At 60.2% G+C, this 16,807-nt stretch carries 15 protein-coding genes and 1 tRNA gene; 10 read left to right on the top strand and 6 right to left on the bottom strand.

The window, feature by feature from the left end; all coding sequences use genetic code 11:
* Positions 1–3: 3 nt before the first annotated feature.
* The gene (locus BKP54_RS10295; protein ID WP_025426862.1) at positions 4–873 is read right to left on the bottom strand and encodes an ATP-binding protein; all 870 of its coding nucleotides are present in this window, start codon (positions 871–873) and stop codon (positions 4–6) included.
* A 239-nt stretch (positions 874–1,112) separates the two neighbouring features.
* Between BKP54_RS10295 and yajC the strand changes: the two genes are divergently transcribed.
* The 5 genes from yajC to BKP54_RS10270 all read left to right on the top strand — a co-directional run bounded on the left by yajC (position 1,113) and on the right by BKP54_RS10270 (position 6,020).
* Complete coding sequence (yajC, locus tag BKP54_RS10290) at positions 1,113–1,448, top strand: preprotein translocase subunit YajC (protein ID WP_025426863.1); 336 nt, start codon at positions 1,113–1,115, stop codon at positions 1,446–1,448.
* 50 nt (positions 1,449–1,498) lie between these two features.
* The gene (gene secDF / locus BKP54_RS10285) at positions 1,499–4,069 is read left to right on the top strand and encodes a protein translocase subunit SecDF (protein WP_057214180.1); all 2,571 of its coding nucleotides are present in this window, start codon (positions 1,499–1,501) and stop codon (positions 4,067–4,069) included.
* A 1-nt stretch (position 4,070) separates the two neighbouring features.
* The gene (locus tag BKP54_RS10280) at positions 4,071–4,457 is read left to right on the top strand and encodes an Mth938-like domain-containing protein (protein WP_025426865.1); all 387 of its coding nucleotides are present in this window, start codon (positions 4,071–4,073) and stop codon (positions 4,455–4,457) included.
* Between the two features lie 22 nt (positions 4,458–4,479).
* On the top strand, positions 4,480–5,322 hold the full coding sequence (locus BKP54_RS10275) for a phytoene/squalene synthase family protein (RefSeq protein WP_025426866.1): 843 nt from the start codon (positions 4,480–4,482) through the stop codon (positions 5,320–5,322).
* A gap of 230 nt (positions 5,323–5,552) precedes the next feature.
* Positions 5,553–6,020, top strand: coding sequence for a hypothetical protein (locus BKP54_RS10270; RefSeq protein WP_025426867.1), 468 nt, complete (start codon positions 5,553–5,555; stop codon positions 6,018–6,020).
* 111 nt (positions 6,021–6,131) lie between these two features.
* On the opposite strand, the gene trmFO is transcribed toward BKP54_RS10270, so the two are convergent.
* The 3 genes from trmFO to BKP54_RS10255 form a co-directional block, all read right to left on the bottom strand.
* On the bottom strand, positions 6,132–7,550 hold the full coding sequence (trmFO, locus tag BKP54_RS10265; RefSeq protein ID WP_025426868.1) for a methylenetetrahydrofolate--tRNA-(uracil(54)-C(5))-methyltransferase (FADH(2)-oxidizing) TrmFO: 1,419 nt from the start codon (positions 7,548–7,550) through the stop codon (positions 6,132–6,134).
* A gap of 109 nt (positions 7,551–7,659) precedes the next feature.
* On the bottom strand, positions 7,660–7,803 hold the full coding sequence (locus BKP54_RS10260) for a DUF1127 domain-containing protein (protein ID WP_065781539.1): 144 nt from the start codon (positions 7,801–7,803) through the stop codon (positions 7,660–7,662).
* Between the two features lie 442 nt (positions 7,804–8,245).
* Entirely contained in the window at positions 8,246–8,389 is a 144-nt protein-coding gene (locus BKP54_RS10255) for a DUF1127 domain-containing protein (protein ID WP_067698887.1), read from the bottom strand.
* Positions 8,390–9,329: 940 nt separating this feature from the next.
* Between BKP54_RS10255 and BKP54_RS10250 the strand changes: the two genes are divergently transcribed.
* The 4 genes from BKP54_RS10250 (at position 9,330) to tig (ending at position 12,958) form a co-directional block, all read left to right on the top strand.
* Positions 9,330–10,439: a DUF2157 domain-containing protein gene (locus tag BKP54_RS10250; RefSeq protein ID WP_057205027.1), complete on the top strand. Its 1,110-nt coding sequence runs from the start codon at positions 9,330–9,332 to the stop codon at positions 10,437–10,439.
* The gene (locus BKP54_RS10245) at positions 10,436–11,029 is read left to right on the top strand and encodes a GDYXXLXY domain-containing protein (RefSeq protein WP_025426870.1); all 594 of its coding nucleotides are present in this window, start codon (positions 10,436–10,438) and stop codon (positions 11,027–11,029) included. Before BKP54_RS10250 ends, BKP54_RS10245 begins: the two co-directional genes overlap by 4 nt.
* 186 nt (positions 11,030–11,215) lie before the next feature.
* Positions 11,216–11,300, top strand: a tRNA-Leu gene (locus BKP54_RS10240).
* Between the two features lie 179 nt (positions 11,301–11,479).
* Positions 11,480–12,958, top strand: a complete 1,479-nt coding sequence (gene tig / locus BKP54_RS10235; RefSeq protein ID WP_025426871.1) for a trigger factor — start codon at positions 11,480–11,482, stop codon at positions 12,956–12,958.
* A gap of 106 nt (positions 12,959–13,064) precedes the next feature.
* Here the strand turns inward: tig and BKP54_RS10230 are convergent, their stop codons facing one another.
* Both BKP54_RS10230 and sthA read right to left on the bottom strand, forming a co-directional pair.
* The gene (locus tag BKP54_RS10230) at positions 13,065–13,874 is read right to left on the bottom strand and encodes an endonuclease/exonuclease/phosphatase family protein (protein WP_084814396.1); all 810 of its coding nucleotides are present in this window, start codon (positions 13,872–13,874) and stop codon (positions 13,065–13,067) included.
* Positions 13,875–14,060: 186 nt separating this feature from the next.
* On the bottom strand, positions 14,061–15,467 hold the full coding sequence (sthA, locus tag BKP54_RS10225) for a Si-specific NAD(P)(+) transhydrogenase (RefSeq protein WP_025426873.1): 1,407 nt from the start codon (positions 15,465–15,467) through the stop codon (positions 14,061–14,063).
* 202 nt (positions 15,468–15,669) lie between these two features.
* On the opposite strand from sthA, the gene BKP54_RS10220 reads away from it, so the two are divergent.
* Positions 15,670–16,713 (top strand): magnesium and cobalt transport protein CorA, encoded by a 1,044-nt coding sequence (locus tag BKP54_RS10220; RefSeq protein WP_025426874.1) that lies wholly within the window; start codon positions 15,670–15,672, stop codon positions 16,711–16,713.
* The last annotated feature ends 94 nt before the right edge of the window (positions 16,714–16,807 follow it).

Raw genomic sequence — 16,807 nt, 5'->3', positions numbered from 1 at the left:
GGCTTAGCCTTCCAGCCGGTGGCGCAGGCGACCGGCCAGATCCTGAATGAACTGCCAGGCGACGCGGCCGGACCTTGCTCCCCGCGTCGTCGACCATTCCAGCGCATCGGCGTGCAGAATATCCTTGTCCACCGCAAGGCCGTAGTGAGCCGCATAGCCGTCGATCATCGCCAGATAATCTTCCTGGCTGCATTTGTGGAAGCCGAGCCACAGTCCGAAGCGATCCGACAATGATACTTTCTCTTCGACTGCTTCCGATGGGTTGATGGCGGTCGATTGCTCGTTTTCCATCATGTGCCGCGGCAGAAGATGACGCCGGTTGGACGTGGCGTAGAGCAATACGTTGGTCGGACGCCCCTCGACGCCACCGTCGAGCACGGCTTTGAGCGACTTGTAGGACGTGTCGTCATGGTCGAAGGAAAGGTCGTCGCAGAAAACGATCACCGGCACCGGCGCGGATTTCAGGATTTCCATCAGCGCCGGTAGCGTCGCGATATCCTCGCGGTGAACCTCCACCAGCTTCACGGCGATGCCCGTATCGCGTGCGACCTGTGCGTGAACCGATTTGACCAGCGAGGATTTCCCCATGCCGCGCGCGCCCCACAGAAGCACGTTGTTTGCCGGATAACCTTCGGTAAAGCGCAACGTGTTGTCGACCAGGATATCACGCACGTGGTCGACGCCGGTGATCAGCGACAGTTCGATCCGGTTCGGTCTTTTGACCGGCTGCAAGTGGTGGCTTGCCGGCGCCCAGACGAAGCACTCTGCCGCGTCCCAATCGTTGGCAGCGGCAGCGGGGCCGGCGATGCGTTCGATCGCCGCGGAAAGCTTCTGCATTTCCTTGATGAGAACGTCGATCTTTGTTTCACTCATCGGTCCATCTCCGCTTGCTGAATCAGTCACTTGGCTTCGGTTTAACCGGGTAGCACGCAGGTTTGCGCTGGAAAAGGCCGCACTGGGTGGGAGAGGGGGTTCTCCTCTTGCCCAAATTATGTCAGAGGCACTGGAACGGATACGGGTGCCGTCGCTTTGCATTGCGGCTGCGCGCCCTTATATTCCGGCCGATTTGGCGCGGAGGAACCGCCGCATATTTTGAACTCAAGGAGTGATCGATGTTCATTACCGAAGCTTTTGCGCAGACAGCCGGCGCCCCGTCGACCGGCGGCGCGGACATCCTTATGTCCATTCTGCCCTTCCTGCTGATCTTTGTTGTTATGTATTTCCTCATCATTCGCCCGCAGCGTGCACAGATGAAGCGCCGCGACGAGCTGCTGAAGAACATCCGTCGCGGTGACCAGGTCGTGACCGGCGGCGGCATCGTCGGCAAGGTGACGAAGGTGGTCGACGATAGCGAGCTGGAAGTCGAAATTGCCGAAGGCATCAAGATTCGCGTCGTTCGCAGCGGCGTATCGGAAGTTCGCGTCAAGGGCGAACCCGTAAAGGAATAATCGAAGTCCAGCCACAACCGGATGTGTCCGGGAAACGGAGCGTTTGAGGCATGTCCAATCTGAAGCCGTTGAAGAGCGCTCTTGTTTGGCTGGCAGTGCTTTTGGGTGTCGCGCTCGCGATGCCGAACTTCCTGACGAAGGAACAGGCGGATGCGCTGCCTTCGTGGCTTCCGCACCGTCAGGTGGCGTTGGGGCTCGACCTCCAGGGTGGCTCGCATTTCATGCTGCAGGCCTCGCGCGAGGACATTCTCGCCGAGCGGCTTGAAGCGGTGACAAATGATGTCGGCAAAGCGCTGCGCGATGCCGACATTGCCTATTTCGGCCTGTCGGGCGAAGGTCAGTTGATCTCGCTGCGGGTTCGTGACCGAGCCAAGTTGCCGACAGCGCGTGCGGCGCTTGCTCCGCTCATGGCACCGGTGGAAACTGGTGGTCTGGTCAGCGACGAAGTTACCGAACTTGCCTTCGACAGCGCCGAGGCAGACGACTTGATCCGCCTTCGCCTGAGCGACGAAGGCATCGACTACAGGATGTCGCAGGCTCTGGCACAGACCATGGACGTCGTTCGGCGCCGGATTGCCGAAGTCGGGGTGGCAGACCCCCTGATCCAGCGCCGGGGTGATGATCGGCTTATCGTCCAGGTGCCGGGTCTGGCGGATCCGCAGCGCCTGAAGGACCTGCTTAGCCAGCGCGCCCGCGTTTCCTTCCAGATGCTGAATGTCGCCGTGCCCGTTGAGCAGGCTGTTGAAGCGCAGCCGCCGGCCGGCAGCGAAGTTCTTTATTCCTTCGACGATCCGCCGATACCCTATCTCGTCGAGAAGACCCGGCTGCTGTCGGGCGAAGACTTCACCGCCGCGCAGCCGGATATCGACGCGACAAGTGCCGAGGCGTCGGTCGCGATCAAGCTGACACCGGCGGCAACCGGCCGTGTTGCCGCACTTCAGGCAAAGGGCGCCGACCAGAAAGTCGCGATCATTCTCGACGACCAGGTCGTCGCTGCGCCGACACTTGCGGCTGCCGTCAAGGGCGATACGGCAATCATTACCGCCGATCTGCCGGAGGAGGGTGCCACCGATCTCGCAGCCCTCGTCAGAACCGGGCCACTACCGGCGACGTTGACTGTCGTCGAGGAGCGGACCGTCGGGCCGGGCGTGGGCGATGACGCGATCGGTGACGGCCTCAAGGCCGGCTTCATCGCTGCCGTTGCAGTCGCTGTTTCGATGATTTTCTTCTACGGCGTCTTCGGCATCTTCGCCGTCGCGGCTCTGGCCGTGAATCTCATTTTGATCATCGCCGCACTTTCACTCACCGGTGCGACGCTGACATTGCCGGGTATTGCCGCAATCATTCTGACCATCGGCGTGGCTGTCGATTCCAACGTTTTGATCTATGAGCGCATCCGCGAGGAAGCGCGCGGTGGTCAACCGCTGGTCCAATCGGTCAACAAGGGCTTTGCGCGCGCGTTCAGCAGCCTTTTCGATGCCAATCTAACGATGCTGATTGCCGGTGCGATCCTTTTCTACCTTGGGTCTGGTCCCGTGCGCGGCTTCGCCGTCACGCTTGCGATCGGCAGCTTCACGACCTTGTTTACCGCCTACACGATCACCCGCAGGATCGCCAAGGCCTGGCTGCGCGGCTGGAAGGCGCAGCATCTGCCGAAGGGTATTCGTACGGGACGCTTCAGCGATCTCGACATCCGCTTCATGGCGATCCGCAACCCGGTCTTCATCGTCATGGCCGCCTTGTCGGTTGCTTCCGTACTGCTGCTCGCAAGTCTCGGTCTCAATCTGGGGGTCGACTTCAAGGGTGGCTCGATCATCGAACTCGAAAGCAAGGCCGGCAATGTCGATATCGCCGATCTGCGCGTGCGGCTCGATGAGTTGAACCTCGGCGAAGTTCAGGTACAGCATCTGGGTTCTGGTAACGATGTCCTGGTGCGCGTGCCGTCACAGGAAGCCGGCGACAACGCCGAGCAGACCGCGATCGGCGTCATCCGGGCAGAGCTCAGCGACGAATATGCGTTCAAGCGCGTCGAAGTCGTCGGTCCGGTTGTCTCGGGCGAATTGACGCGCGCCGGCACTATTGGGCTTGCGGTCTCCTTTGCTGCGATCCTGCTTTACGTGTGGCTGCGCTTCGAATGGCGTTTCGCGCTCGGCGCCATCATCGCAACCCTGCACGACGTGCTGCTGACGATCGGCTTCCTGGTGATAACCGGCATCGAGTTCAATCTCGGCAGCATCGCCGCCGTTCTGACCATCGTCGGTTACTCCCTGAACGATACGGTCGTCATCTATGATCGTATCCGGGAGAACCTCGGCCGCTACAAGAAGATGCCGCTGTCGGTGTTGATCGACGCCTCGATCAACCAGACGCTGTCGCGCACGATCCTGACGGCGCTGACGACGGTGCTGGCGCTGGCGGCGCTCTACCTCTTCGGTGGCGGTCTTATCCGCTCTTTCAGCGTTACCCTCTTGTTTGGCGTCATCGTCGGCACGATCTCTTCGATCTATATCGCTGGTCCGATCCTCATTCTCTTCCGCAAGCGGACGGACCATTTCCAGGGCGGGGAGAATTCCTCCGGCCCGGGCGCCGGAGCGGCGCAAACGGCAAAGGGTTCAGTCTGAAATGCCCAAGGGTATCGAGATCCGCGAAGCGCATTTTCCGGGGCGCGCCCCGATCGATGCCTATGGCAATGGCGGCTTCCGCTTTGCCGATATGTCGCACCGCGGCTCCGTGCTGATGCTGCCATCGGGCGTCTATGCGTGGGACGTTGTTGAAGGCGATCCGTTGTTGGTCGAGAAGTTCCAGCGCGTGCTGGACGAAGCGAGTGACATCGAGGTGCTGTTGGTCGGCACCGGCCTCGATATCCGGCAACTGCCGGCCGAGCTGAAAACGGCCCTGCGTGCATTGAACATCTCGTCCGATCCGATGAGCACGGGAGCAGCTGTCAGAACCTACAACGTGATGCTGGCCGAAGCGCGTGCGGTCGCCGTCGCGCTGATTGCCGTCTGATCGCGGCCAGGGGAAGACTTGCGTGCAAGACATTGATGCCCAGATCCTGACCGACCTCAGGGACACGGATCGCGACCGTTACCTCGCCTGTCTGCTGGCGCCGGTGGCCAGCCAGCCGTCACTCGCTCCGCTCTATGCCTTCAACGCCGAGCTCGCCCGCATTCGCGAACTCGTGCACGAGCCCATCCCCGGTGAAATCCGAATGCAATGGTGGCGGGAGCTGTTGGAGAACGAAGCGGCGACGGGCGAGGGGCATCCGCTCGCGCGGGCGTTGCTCGCGTGCATTCGTAAGCATCGGCTTCCGATCGCTGTATTTCAGAACATGATCGATGCACGGATCTTCGACCTCTACGATGATCCGATGGAGGACAGGGCGGCGTTCGAAGGTTACGCCGGCGAGACCGCCTCGGCGCTCATTCAGCTGTCGTCGCTCGTCCTCGATCCGCAGAACGCCGCAAGGTCTGCGGAGGCAGCCGGTCATGCCGGCGTCGCGCAGACCGTCGCAGGCCTGCTTCTGCTCCTGCCGCAACATTCCCGCCGCGGCCAGGTCTATCTGCCGGCCGAGCTTCTGCGAGCAACCGGGCTTGACCGCGAAGCGCTGCTCGCCGGAGAAGACGGGCAAGCAATCGGGCGGGCGATCCGGGCCTTCGCCGGTTTCGGCCGCGATCATCTGGCCAAGGCGCGCGCCCGGCTCGACACGATCTCACCCGACAATTTCGCCGCCTTCGTTCCCCTGGCCCTCGCCGAGCCGATCTTCAATCGCGCGGATGCTGTCGGCGCAGAGTTGCTGCGCAATCCGATAAGGCCGGCGCAATGGCGGCGGCAGTGGTGGATGTGGTGGGCGAGCAGGCGCAAGCGGTTTTGAAGCCGGCCGCGCAAATGTGTTCAATGGCTTTGCTATAACGACCTGCACAAAAACCAGAGCTTGAAGCGAAGTCAAACGTTAGCGAAAGATGGCGGCGCGCTTTGGTGCCGAGACCTGCGCGGCATGTTGTAGGCCAGCTAGCCACGGCACGAGGCTGGTCAAATTGGCGCAAGGCTCGCATCGTATAAACACACCCTATCGACTCATTACCGACTTAGGGGGCCTGTCTGATGCTCTGGCTGCTTTTCATCATCATCGCCATTCTCGCCGGCGCCTTCTACATGTGGATGAACGCACGGGCCGAGCGGGATTGGGACGATCCGGATGCTGGCTCGGCAATGGTCGAGTTCGGGCGCGCCTTTCCGGACGAAGCGATCCGTGCACTTCATTCGACGGCGGACCGCAAGGCAATTTTTCTGCGGCTGCATGACGGCAAGGCTGGTTTCATCCAGTCGCACGGCACGCATTATGTCTGCCACGTCATTCAGCCGGGAAAAGTCCGGGTCAACAGTTCGGACAGCGGCCGCGGTCTGATTGTCCATTTCCCTGATTTCGCCTATCTCGACAACGCGTTCGAATTTCACAACGCTGCCGAGGCGGCCGAGGTATCGTTGTGGCTGTTGGGCAGTTTCAGCCCGAAGTCCGAGTTTACGGCAGACGAGGCAAATGTGCCGTCTTCGGCGCAGGCGAGCGAATAGCCGGCGCTCCGCTAGCAAACGCTGCGGGCATTCATGACATCAGTTTAGTTCTGTAAAAGGAAAGCCCTCGCAAACCGGAGTGGATCCGGTTTGCGAGGAAATGTTTGGCTCTCAGGCGCATCCGTTCAGCCAGGCGGCGCAGTCGCCGAGCGCTCGGGCGGCCGTGGCCTGTTTCTTCGCTGCGGCCTTTTCCTTGCCGCGGAAGCGCTTGGCGCCTTCGGGCTTGATGATGGCGCCGGGTTCCAGCGGCGGGAACAGGCCGAAGTTGACGTTCATTGGCTGGAACGAACGTTTGCCCGGCTCGTCGTCGGAAACGATGTGACCGCCGGTGATGTGGTTGAGCAGCGCGCCGAAGGCCGTCGTTGCCGGCGGTGCAGCCAAAGTTTCACCCTTGCGTTCCGCCGCGGCGAACCTGCCGGCCAGCAAGCCGATGCTTGCGCTCTCGACATAACCCTCGCAGCCAGTGATCTGACCGGCAAAGCGCAGGCCTGGCCGCGACTTGAGAGTTAGTGTGCCGTCGAGCAGGGTCGGCGAGTTGATATAGGTGTTGCGGTGCAGGCCGCCGAGGCGCGCGAACTCGGCGTTCTCGAGACCGGGGATCATCCGGAAGACTTCCGCCTGCGCGCCATACTTCAGCTTCGTCTGGAAACCGACCATGTTGTAGAGCGTGCCGAGCGCATTGTCCTGACGAAGCTGGACGACGGCATAGGCCTTGACCGTCGGATTGTGGGCGTTGGTGAGCCCCATCGGTTTCATCGGTCCGTAGCGAAGCGTCTCGCGTCCGCGCTCCGCCATCACCTCGATCGGCAGGCAGCCATCGAAGTAAGGCGTGCCTTCCCACTCCTTGAAGCCGGTCTTGTCGCCGGCCACGAGTGCGTCGATGAAGGCGTTGTACTGCTCTTCGTTCATCGGGCAGTTGATATAGTCCTTGCCCGTACCGCCGGGGCCGACCTTGTCATAGCGTGATTGGTACCAGCAGATGTCCATGTCGATCGTCTCGGTATAGACGATCGGCGCGATGGCGTCGAAGAAGGCAAGCGCATCAGCGCCCGTTTCCTGGCGGATCGATTCGGCGAGATCAGGCGCTGTCAGCGGACCGGTTGCAATTACTGCAAGGTCCCATTCCTTCGGCGGCAGGCCGCGGATTTCTTCGCGTACCACGGTGATCAGCGGATGGCCGTCGATCGCCGCGGTGACGGCGTCGGAGAAGCCGTCGCGGTCGACGGCAAGCGCGCCGCCGGCCGGAACCTGGTTGGCATCGGCCGCCTTCATGATCAGCGAGCCTGCAAGGCGCATTTCGGCGTGGAGTACGCCGACGGCATTGCTGGTCGCATCATCGGAGCGGAACGAGTTGGAACAGACGAGTTCGGCAAGGCCGTCCGTCTTATGTGCATCGGTGCCGCGGACGCCGCGCATCTCGTGCAGCACGACCGGAACGCCGGCCTCGGCGATCTGCCAGGCCGCTTCGGAGCCGGCAAGGCCGCCGCCGATGACATGAATGGGAGAGTGGGAGGAGGTGTCTTTGCTCATGGTCGGCTTCCTACCATGCTCGTCCTGTCGTTCCAACCGTCGTTGCGCCGGGAACAAACGAAAACGGCGCCTGAAGGCACCGTCTTGGAAGTCTGGTCGTTCGTTCCGATTAACGGAAGGAACGCGATGCGATGTTGCGGATATCGTAGCGGGTGATGCCGATGTCATTGAGAGCGTGGTTCGACAGGTTGCCGAGCTCGCTAACGGTGCGGCGGTAGTTAATCCAGCTTTTTGCGATACGAATCGGGTTCATGACTTTTTCCTCAAGATCGGTTTGTCGCGACAGCCATCTGTCTGCGTCGTTGAGGTTCTTATACGCTTGTCTAATTGGAAGGTGGAGTGCAAAGAAAATGCAGCTGCTATGCATTTGTGCAGTGCATCGCCAAATTGCTGGGCAACATTTGCACCCGCTCGAAAACGCGCCATCACTTAAAGATTGATTAAAGTGCGTGCGCGGCCCGTTAAGGATTTGTAATCGCGCTATTTTCTGCGCGGATGCCCGACGGTGTCGCCGCGGTTCCCAGCTTCAATCCAGGCACGATTGCTTGGCTATAAGCAGAACTCGATCGGTGACGCGCTTTCGCAATTGCGAAGGTGATTTTGCGGCAGCATTTCGACAACGAAAAACGCCCCCCGGAATGAACCGGAGGGCGTTGGTAATGTCCGGCGCGCTGCGCGAAGCAGCGCTCCTGGAATTACTTGATGGCCTGACGTGCAACGTACTGGATGTCGCCGCGGCCGATGCCGAGGTCGCTCAGTTCCCGGTCGCTCATGCGGCCGAGTTCGTTGCAGGTCTGACGATACTTGCGCCAATTGTTGAAAGAGCGTGCGAGGTTCATGATCCTATCCTTTCTAGGGTCGTGTGCCAGCGCTTATCTCTCGGCTGGCCGTCATCTGATGACCCGAAATATAATCGATTTTAGCAGAAGTTACAGAGATAATGCTGCATCGCACCCATGCAGCTATTGCAAGTCTCATTCTGGCCGGGATGTCGACGCCATACCACCAATGTGCTGCCGGATGCCGACAGAACCGTAAGAGACTGCAGAGAGAAGAGGATGGCTGAATCAAACAACGCCCGCTGGGGGAGGAGATCCAGCGAGCGTCGTTTTATTCTGATCGGCAACTGGGAGGAGGAGTGCTGCCAATCCAAATCGAGGGGCGCTGGGAGGAGGAGTGCGCCGCCCCGATCGATGAGTTGAAGGTACTTCAGTCTGCCGAATTTGGGTAGATCAGTTGCCTCATGGCACCTATGCATGCGGCGCATACCTCGATGTGAAGTCGACAGATATCTGCGCAAATATTGTGCAATTGCTTCGCTTGGTCGCGATGGATGAAAAACGGGGGGGCTGAAAAGAAATAACGCCCGCTGGGGGAGGAGGTCCAGCGAGCGTCATTGAAGGTGATTGGCAACTGGGAGGAGGAGTGTTGCCAATCGTATCGGAGGGGCGCTGGGAGGAGGAGTGCGCCGCTCCGAATTCCATCGAACTTTCGTCCGGGTCTTTCCCGGCACTCCGGGGCGGTTGACCATTGCCGCTAGCGTCCGCTTGGCTGTTTGCCTTCGTTCGCTTCTGATGATTTGAATATAGGGTGTTTAAATCGATTTGTGCAGTGCAATATCCGCATGGAAGATATGCGCATTGCGCAAGCCGTCAGATCCTGGCGGACCAACGTCTGGTCCGAGCGATCGAATGGTTGTGTTTTTCCGCCATTGCGTGATTAGGTAAGCGCCTCGGTTTTTGTCTTCAAGGGCAGGGCCGCCGAAGGAGGTGGGGCAGCATGTATCGCGGTCGTCTGGAAAAGGACTTCAAGCATTGGGTTGGCATGGGGCTTCTGCCGGAGGCTTCCGCGCGACAGATGCTTGCGGAGTATGATGGTCGCGAATCCACCTTTCGGGCGGGGCGTGTTCTGCTGGTGCTCGCCGCCCTGCTGCTGTCGGCCTCCGTCCTGCTGCTTGTCGCGGCCAATTGGGAAGCACTGCCGCGTCTTGCCCGCCTGATCGGTATTGTCGCCTTGATCTGGGGCTTTCATCTTGCCGGTGCGTTGCTTCTCCGGCGAGGCAATGGCGGCCTGGCCGCGGCGGCTCTGGTGCTGGCGGCGATGTCGTTTGGTGCCGGCATTGCCCTGGTCGGGCAGATGTATCATCTCTCGGGTGATGCAGCCGATGCGATCCTGCTCTGGATCGCCGGCGCTTGCGTGACGGCGCTCGCCTTTCGATCGGCGGCTGTCACAACAGTGTGCGGCGGGCTGGCCTGGGCCTATTTCCTGACGTTGCTGTCGGAGGGCGGTCTTGGCGATATCGTCGAATGGCAGACCTGGCTCGTCCCGGCGCTCGCCATCCTCGTGGTCATTCTGGTGCGTGTGACGGATGCAGGTCGCGCGCGGCACCTCGCCTATCTTCTCGTCACGGGATGGCTGATTTGGCTCTATATCGAGAACTCGTCCTTGGGTTTTGCCGGCACGCTGGCAGGCGGCGGCATTGTCGCCTTCCTTGCGGCAGCCATGCCGGGCTCGCCGCTTCGCCCCATCGCGCTTGAAGCCGGCTCCGCGCCCGCATTCTATTCCTTCGCCTTGGCACTCATCGGTTTCTCGGTGCTGCAGTTTGAAGCTGACGGTTTGACCAGTGAAGTGGCCGCCGGCGCGGCCGTGCTCATCGTCGCTCTGCTTGGGATCGCACTTGCCGGCGCGCAGAACGGGGCAGTGCGTTACCTCGGTTATGCGGCGTTTGCTGGTGAACTTCTCTATCTCGCATTCGAGACGCTGGGCTCAATGCTCGGAACCTCGGGCTTCTTCCTGATTTCCGGCCTGCTGGTGGCGGCGATCGCCTGGCTGGTGATCCGGATCGAAGGGCGCCTGATGCGGACGCGACGCGAGGAGGTTTCGCCATGACTGGTCTCTCGCCAAAGCGTCGCTGGTTGCCGCCGCTCATCGCCGCGCTGATTGCCGCCGTCCTTCAGACGGCAGCGCTTGGCTACATGGTCGAAAGCCGGGCTTCGATCCTGCGCAACGGCAAGGAAGTCCTGCTGAAGACCGTGCCGGTTGATCCGAGGGATCTGCTGCGCGGCGACTACGTCATCCTGAGCTATGACATTTCCTGGCTGCCGCCGGCACTTTTCAAGGACGGATTGCCGACGGCGCCGGCGGAAGCGACGGTTTTCGTGCGTCTGGCAAAACAACCGGACGGCTTCTGGGGTGCGGCGCAAGCGTCCTTCAAGCCCCTTGCGCCGACGGATGACAGTGTCGTGCTTCAATCGCAACCGTTCACCTATTACCCTTCGTCGAGTGAAAACCCGTCATCGATAAACGTCGCATATGGCATCGAGCGATTCTATGTTCCGGAGGGCGAGGGCCGGGTGCTGGAGCAAGCGCGCAATGCCGAGGCGCTTTCGGTCAATGTTCGCGTCAATAATGCGGGGCGCGCACAGATAAGGCAGATCGCCGTCGAAGGCACGCCTGTCTACGAAGAGACGCTCTATTGACCGCTTGCTGCGGGATCGGATCGATCTGTCGTGGGTAACCGCATTTTCCCTTTGATCCCGCGAAAACGAGTGATATAGAGACGCCGCGCTCGGGAAAGCCCTGAACCTCAGCATGCCCATTCTATCTGCGGTATTTCCGTTGGTTGGTCTTGCGGGAATACGATCAGGCGGTGCGATTGTCTGAACGCGGGTATGGTGAAATTGGTAGACACGCCAGATTTAGGTTCTGGTGCCGCAAGGCGTGGGAGTTCAAGTCTCTCTACCCGCACCAAGACAAGCATCGCGCCAAAAGTCCGGATTCTGCTATGATGAAGGGGGCTGGAGTGCCATTTTGCTTGCAAAACGGTTACGGAACTGCGTAAAGCCACTCCCGGCAAATGGATCGGCTCACGTGCTCGCCAGACCTTTCTAAGGGGAAGAGCACAGTCAACGTGAAATGAAGGTTTGAACATGCAGGTTATCGAAACGCTCGCTCAAGGGCTGAAGCGCGAACTCAAGGTCGTTATCCCGGCCAAGGACATGGAAGCTCGGATGAACGAGCGTCTGGCCGAAGTGAAGGACCGTGTGAAGATCAACGGCTTCCGGCCGGGCAAGGTGCCGTTCGCGCATCTGAAGAAGGTCTATGGCAAGTCGATCATGGCAGATCTCGTCAACGAGATCGTCCGCGAAAAGCCGACCGAGATCCTTTCGGGCCGTGGCGAGAAGTCGGCGACCCAGCCGGAAATCGCGATGACCGAGGACGAGTCCGAAGCCGACAAGATCCTCAACGCTGAGGCTGACCTCGAGTTCACCGTCGCTTACGAAATCATCCCGGCGATCGAACTCAAGGACGTCAGCGGCATCAAGGTGACGCGCGAAGTCGTCGAGATCGCCGAAGACGAAGTCAACGAGCAGATCCTGCGTATCGCTGAAAGCGCTCGCACCTACGAATCGAAGAAGGGCAAGGCCGCCAACGGCGACCGCGTCACCATCGACTACCTCGGCAAGGTTGACGGCGAAGCCTTCGACGGCGGCAAGGACGAAGACGCAGAACTCGTTCTCGGCTCCAACCGCTTCATCCCGGGCTTCGAAGAGCAGCTCGTCGGCGTCAAGGCTGGCGACGAGAAGACCATCACCGTGACGTTCCCGGCCGATTACCCGGCAGCGAACCTCGCTGGCAAGGAAGCCACCTTCGACATCACCGTCAAGGACGTTGCTTCGGCCCAGGACATCGAAATCAACGACGAACTGGCCACCAAGCTCGGCCTCGAATCGGCTGACAAGCTGAAGGAAATCGTTCGCGGCCAGATCGAGAGCCAGTACGGCTCGCTGACCCGCCAGAAGGTGAAGCGTCAGATCCTCGACCAGCTCGACGAACTCTACCAGTTCGATACGCCGGAGCGCCTCGTCGAAGCCGAATTCGAAAACATCTGGCGTCAGATCAACACCGATCTGCAGCAGGCCGGCAAGACCTTCGCTGACGAAGAAACCACCGAAGAAGAAGCACGCGCCGAATACCGCAAGCTCGCTGAGCGTCGCGTTCGCCTCGGCCTCGTTCTCTCGGAAATCGGCGAAAAGGCCGGCGTTCAGGTCAGCGACGACGAACTGCAGCGTTCGCTGTTCGAACAGCTCCGCCAGTTCCCGGGCCAGGAAAAGCAGATCCTCGACTACTTCAAGAACACGCCTGGTGCCGCCGCTTCGCTGCGCGCTCCGCTGTTCGAAGAGAAGGTTGTCGATCACCTGCTCTCCGAGATCTCGGTAACCGACAAGACGGTTTCCAAGGAAGAGCTGACGGCTGACGACGAAGAAACCGAAGGCAAGGCTGCCAAGAAGGCTCCGGCCAAGAAGAAGGCCGCTGCCAAGGCTGACGCCGCTGAAGGCGAAGAAGCCGCTGCTCCGAAGAAGAAGGCTCCGGCCAAGAAAAAGGCTGCTGACGACAGCGCCGAGTAATCACTTCTTCGATTGCTTACAAATTGAGGCCCTGCCGTTTACGGCGGGGCCTTTTCTGTTGGGGAAATGTTTGTCGTGCGTGGTGGGTGCACAGAGACGTTTTGCTTTACCGAAGATCGAGCAGCAACGCCCGGTGATCCGAGACTTCCGGTTGTTCGACAACGTCGAAGCTGATGACATCGACATCCGGCGTGGCCAGCATGTAATCGGCGTAACGCCCTGATTTGCCGTAGTGCGATGTGCGTGTATCCGTGTGACCTCGACCGGTGACGAGATCGGACAGGCCGAGACTGCCGAGCGCCGCAAAGGTTGCGCTTTCAGGCAGGACATTGAAATCGCCGCAGACGACGAGCCTTTCGTTTCCGGGCCAAATGCGGCCGATAAGTTGTACCAGCGCATCCGCCTGCGCCTGCCGCTCCGGCGTGTCGCCCTTGCCGTTCGTGGTCCGCAGGCCGTGCATCTGCGCGATGGTTATGGAAAAGCCATGCTCATAGTTGAAGAGGCGGAGGCAGTGGGCATTTCGGGCGCGCGGATGTTCGCCCCAACCGTCGGGCGAAAACTCGCCATGGACGAAATCGAGCGCCTGGCCGATGACGGGAAAGGATTTGCGCACGAATGTCGCCAATCCGAATTCGGAATGGACCATACGATCGCCATCGGAAAGCTCGCCTCTCGACGTCGGGCAGAAATACCCGTCATGATCAGGCAGGGCTGCGCAGATCTCGTCGAAGAGATTGGCGCGCTGCGGCAGCTCGACATCGCGATCGCGGTAAAGGAGCCACTCTGACCTCGTCTCCGGAGAGCGCACGACCTCCTGCAGACACAGGATGTCTGCGTTGACTTCGACAAGATACGGTATCAGCGGCGCATGCAGCTTGCCGCCCCAGGCATTCTGGGAGAGGATGCGTAGTGCCATGCTCAATCGCTCGCCAAAACACGGCCCGACGATGCGCAGCATATTCGGGCCGTATGCGTGAAAACGAAGCCCAGGCCGATCACTTGATGCCGTTCTCAAGTGGCCGGATTTGGCGACGTCAGGGCGGCGAGGCTATCTGATTCGCGGCGGTTTGTTCGGGGCCGACCTGGCCGGCCTCGCGGCATTTTAAGCCGTCGGCTTGATCTCGCCCATGCGGTTCCAGGCGTCGAGGCCGGCAATCTTGTAGGCTTCGGCAAGCGTCGGATAGTTGAACGTGTTCTCGACAAAGTACTCGACGGTGCCCTTGAGGTTCAGCACGGCCTGGCCGATATGAACCAGCTCGGTCGCGCCTTCACCGAGGATGTGCACGCCGAGCAGGCGGCGCGTCTTTAGCGAAAAGATCATCTTCAAAAGACCGGAGTCGAGCCCCATGATGTGGCCGCGCGAGGTTTCGCGAAAGCGCGCAATGCCGCATTCATAGGCAATGCCGCGCTCCTTGACCTCCTCTTCTGAAAGGCCGCAGGTGGAGATTTCCGGAACGGCATAGATGCCGTAAGGGAAGTATTTTTGCGGCTCCATGGCGATGGCGCCGACTGCGACGCGAGCAGCAATGCGTCCCTGTTCCATCGAAGTCGAGGCAAGGCTCGGGAAGCCGACCACGTCGCCGGCGGCGTAGATGTTGGGCACTGAGGTCTGGAAGGTTTCGGGATTGACCTTGAGCCGACCGCGGCTGTCGGCTTCGAGCCCGGCGGCCGGAAGATTGAGCGTGTCGGTCGCGCCCATGCGGCCGGCGGCAAAGAGCACCATGTCGGTCACGATCCTGCGGCCGTTGTCGAGCGTCAGCAGAACCTTACCATCGTCGAGCCGTTCGACCTTTTCCGCCTTCTGCCCGAGATGGAGTTTCATGTTGCGGTCGCGCAATTGATAGGTGAAGTCCTCGACAATCTCCTTGTCGATGAAGTCGAGCATCGTCGTCTTCGGGTCGATCACCGTCACTTGCGTGTCTAGCGCACTGAATATCGTCGCATATTCGATGCCGACGACGCCGGCGCCGATCACCACGAGCGAGCGCGGCAACTGCGAGATATCGAGCAGCTCGTCGCTGTCGAGCACGGTCTTGCCGTCGAAGGGCATGTAGTCCGGACGGAATGGCTTCGTGCCGACGGCAAGCATGATGCTGGTCGCCGAAACGAGCAAAGTCTCGCCGTCGTCCTTGACCACTTCAAGCGTGGTCTGATCGACGAAACTTGCCTTGCCGCGCATCTGCTGCACGCGGTTGCGGGCAAACTGGTGTTCGAGAACCTCAACCTCATGATTGAGGGTGATGATCAGTCGCTGGCGCAGATCCTCGGCGCTGATCTCCTCCTTGACGCGGTAAGAGCGGCCGTAAAAGCCGCGTTCGCGCCAACCCGAGAGATTGAGCGCCGTTTCGCGCAGGGTCTTCGACGGGATCGTGCCCGTGTGCACGGAAACGCCGCCGACGCGTTTGCCCTGTTCGATGACGAGAACCTTCTTGCCGAGCTTGGCGGCCTGGATGGCGCCACGGCGGCCGGCGGGTCCGCTTCCGACGACGATGAGATCGAACTGGTTCATGGGCATTTCCGTAAAAAAGGAAGAATCGTTGTGCGCTGCGAAAAGTCTCGCTCGCATGCGTCTATATCGTCAATCGCACAGTTTGATGAAGTGGTTTTCGTCTTTGAAACCTGTTGGGTGCGAATATGACGAAATACGCGTATGCTCGATGACCCAATAGCATACCGGTGCATGGAATTCATGCGGGCATGGGAGGTCTTCTATGGCGTTCGACCTGATGAACGAGCCAAGCTCGGACTATTCGCGCACCACGGAACCGCCGCATGGGGAGGACAGGCAGGGCGTGATCGCCGCTGCGGTCTACGAAAACGGCGTGCGCATCCAGGACATTCAGGTGGAAGATGCGAGCAAATGGCGAAACCGCCCGAATGCCGTCATCTGGATCGGTCTCCATGAACCGGATGCTGCGTTGCTTCGCCAGGTGCAGCGCGAGTTCGATCTGCATGACCTGGCGATCGAAGACGCCTGCAAGGCGCATCAACGTCCTAAACTTGAGATCTATGGCGATTCGATTTTCGTCGTTGCCCGCACCGCTCATATGGTCGGAGTCGAAATCGCGTTCGGCGAAACGCATCTCTTCGTCGGGCGCGGCTACGTCGTCTCGGTTCGCCACGGCGCCTCGACCTCCTATATGGCCGTGCGGCAGCGATGCGAAGCGTCACCCGCTGCCCTTGCTCATGGTGAGAACTATATCCTGTATTCGATCCTCGATTTCATCGTCGACAATTACATGCCGGTAATCGAGGCCATTCACGAGGAAGTCGAACGGCTCGAGGATCGTCTGCTTCGCCAACGGCTGGAGAAGGCGGATATCGAACGGCTCTATCTGCTCCGGCGCAACCTGCTCAGGCTTCGCAATGCCGCCGTGCCGCTGGTCGATGTCTGCCGGCGGCACGAGCATATCGATCTGCCCGGCATGGAGGCGGCACTGCAACCGCTGTTTCGCGATGTGACCGACCATGTCCGCCGCGTGCAGGAAGATATCGATGCGTTGCGCGAGGTTCTGGCCTTCACCTTTGAAGCCAGCTTGATGATCGGCCAATCCGAGCAGACGGAGATCTCCCGCAAGCTTGCCTCCTGGGCAGCTATCCTTGCAGTGCCGACGGCAATTGCCGGTATCTACGGGATGAACTTCGACGACATGCCGGAGCTTAAATTCCGCTACGGTTATTTCGTGGTGCTGGCCGTGATCATCGGGCTCTGCCTGACGCTGTATCGCTTCTTCCGCCGCGCCCGATGGCTTTGATTGCAAAGCCCGGCGGCTAGAGCATTTCCAGGAAAAGTGCGAAGCGGTTTTCCATCAGGAAATGCGTAAAAAAGCGTTTGTGCGATTCCGTCCA

Source organism: Ensifer sp. 1H6 (genome assembly GCF_001976035.1).
GTDB lineage: Bacteria > Pseudomonadota > Alphaproteobacteria > Rhizobiales > Rhizobiaceae > Ensifer > Ensifer canadensis.
This window is presented reverse-complemented; position numbering and strand designations above follow the sequence as displayed.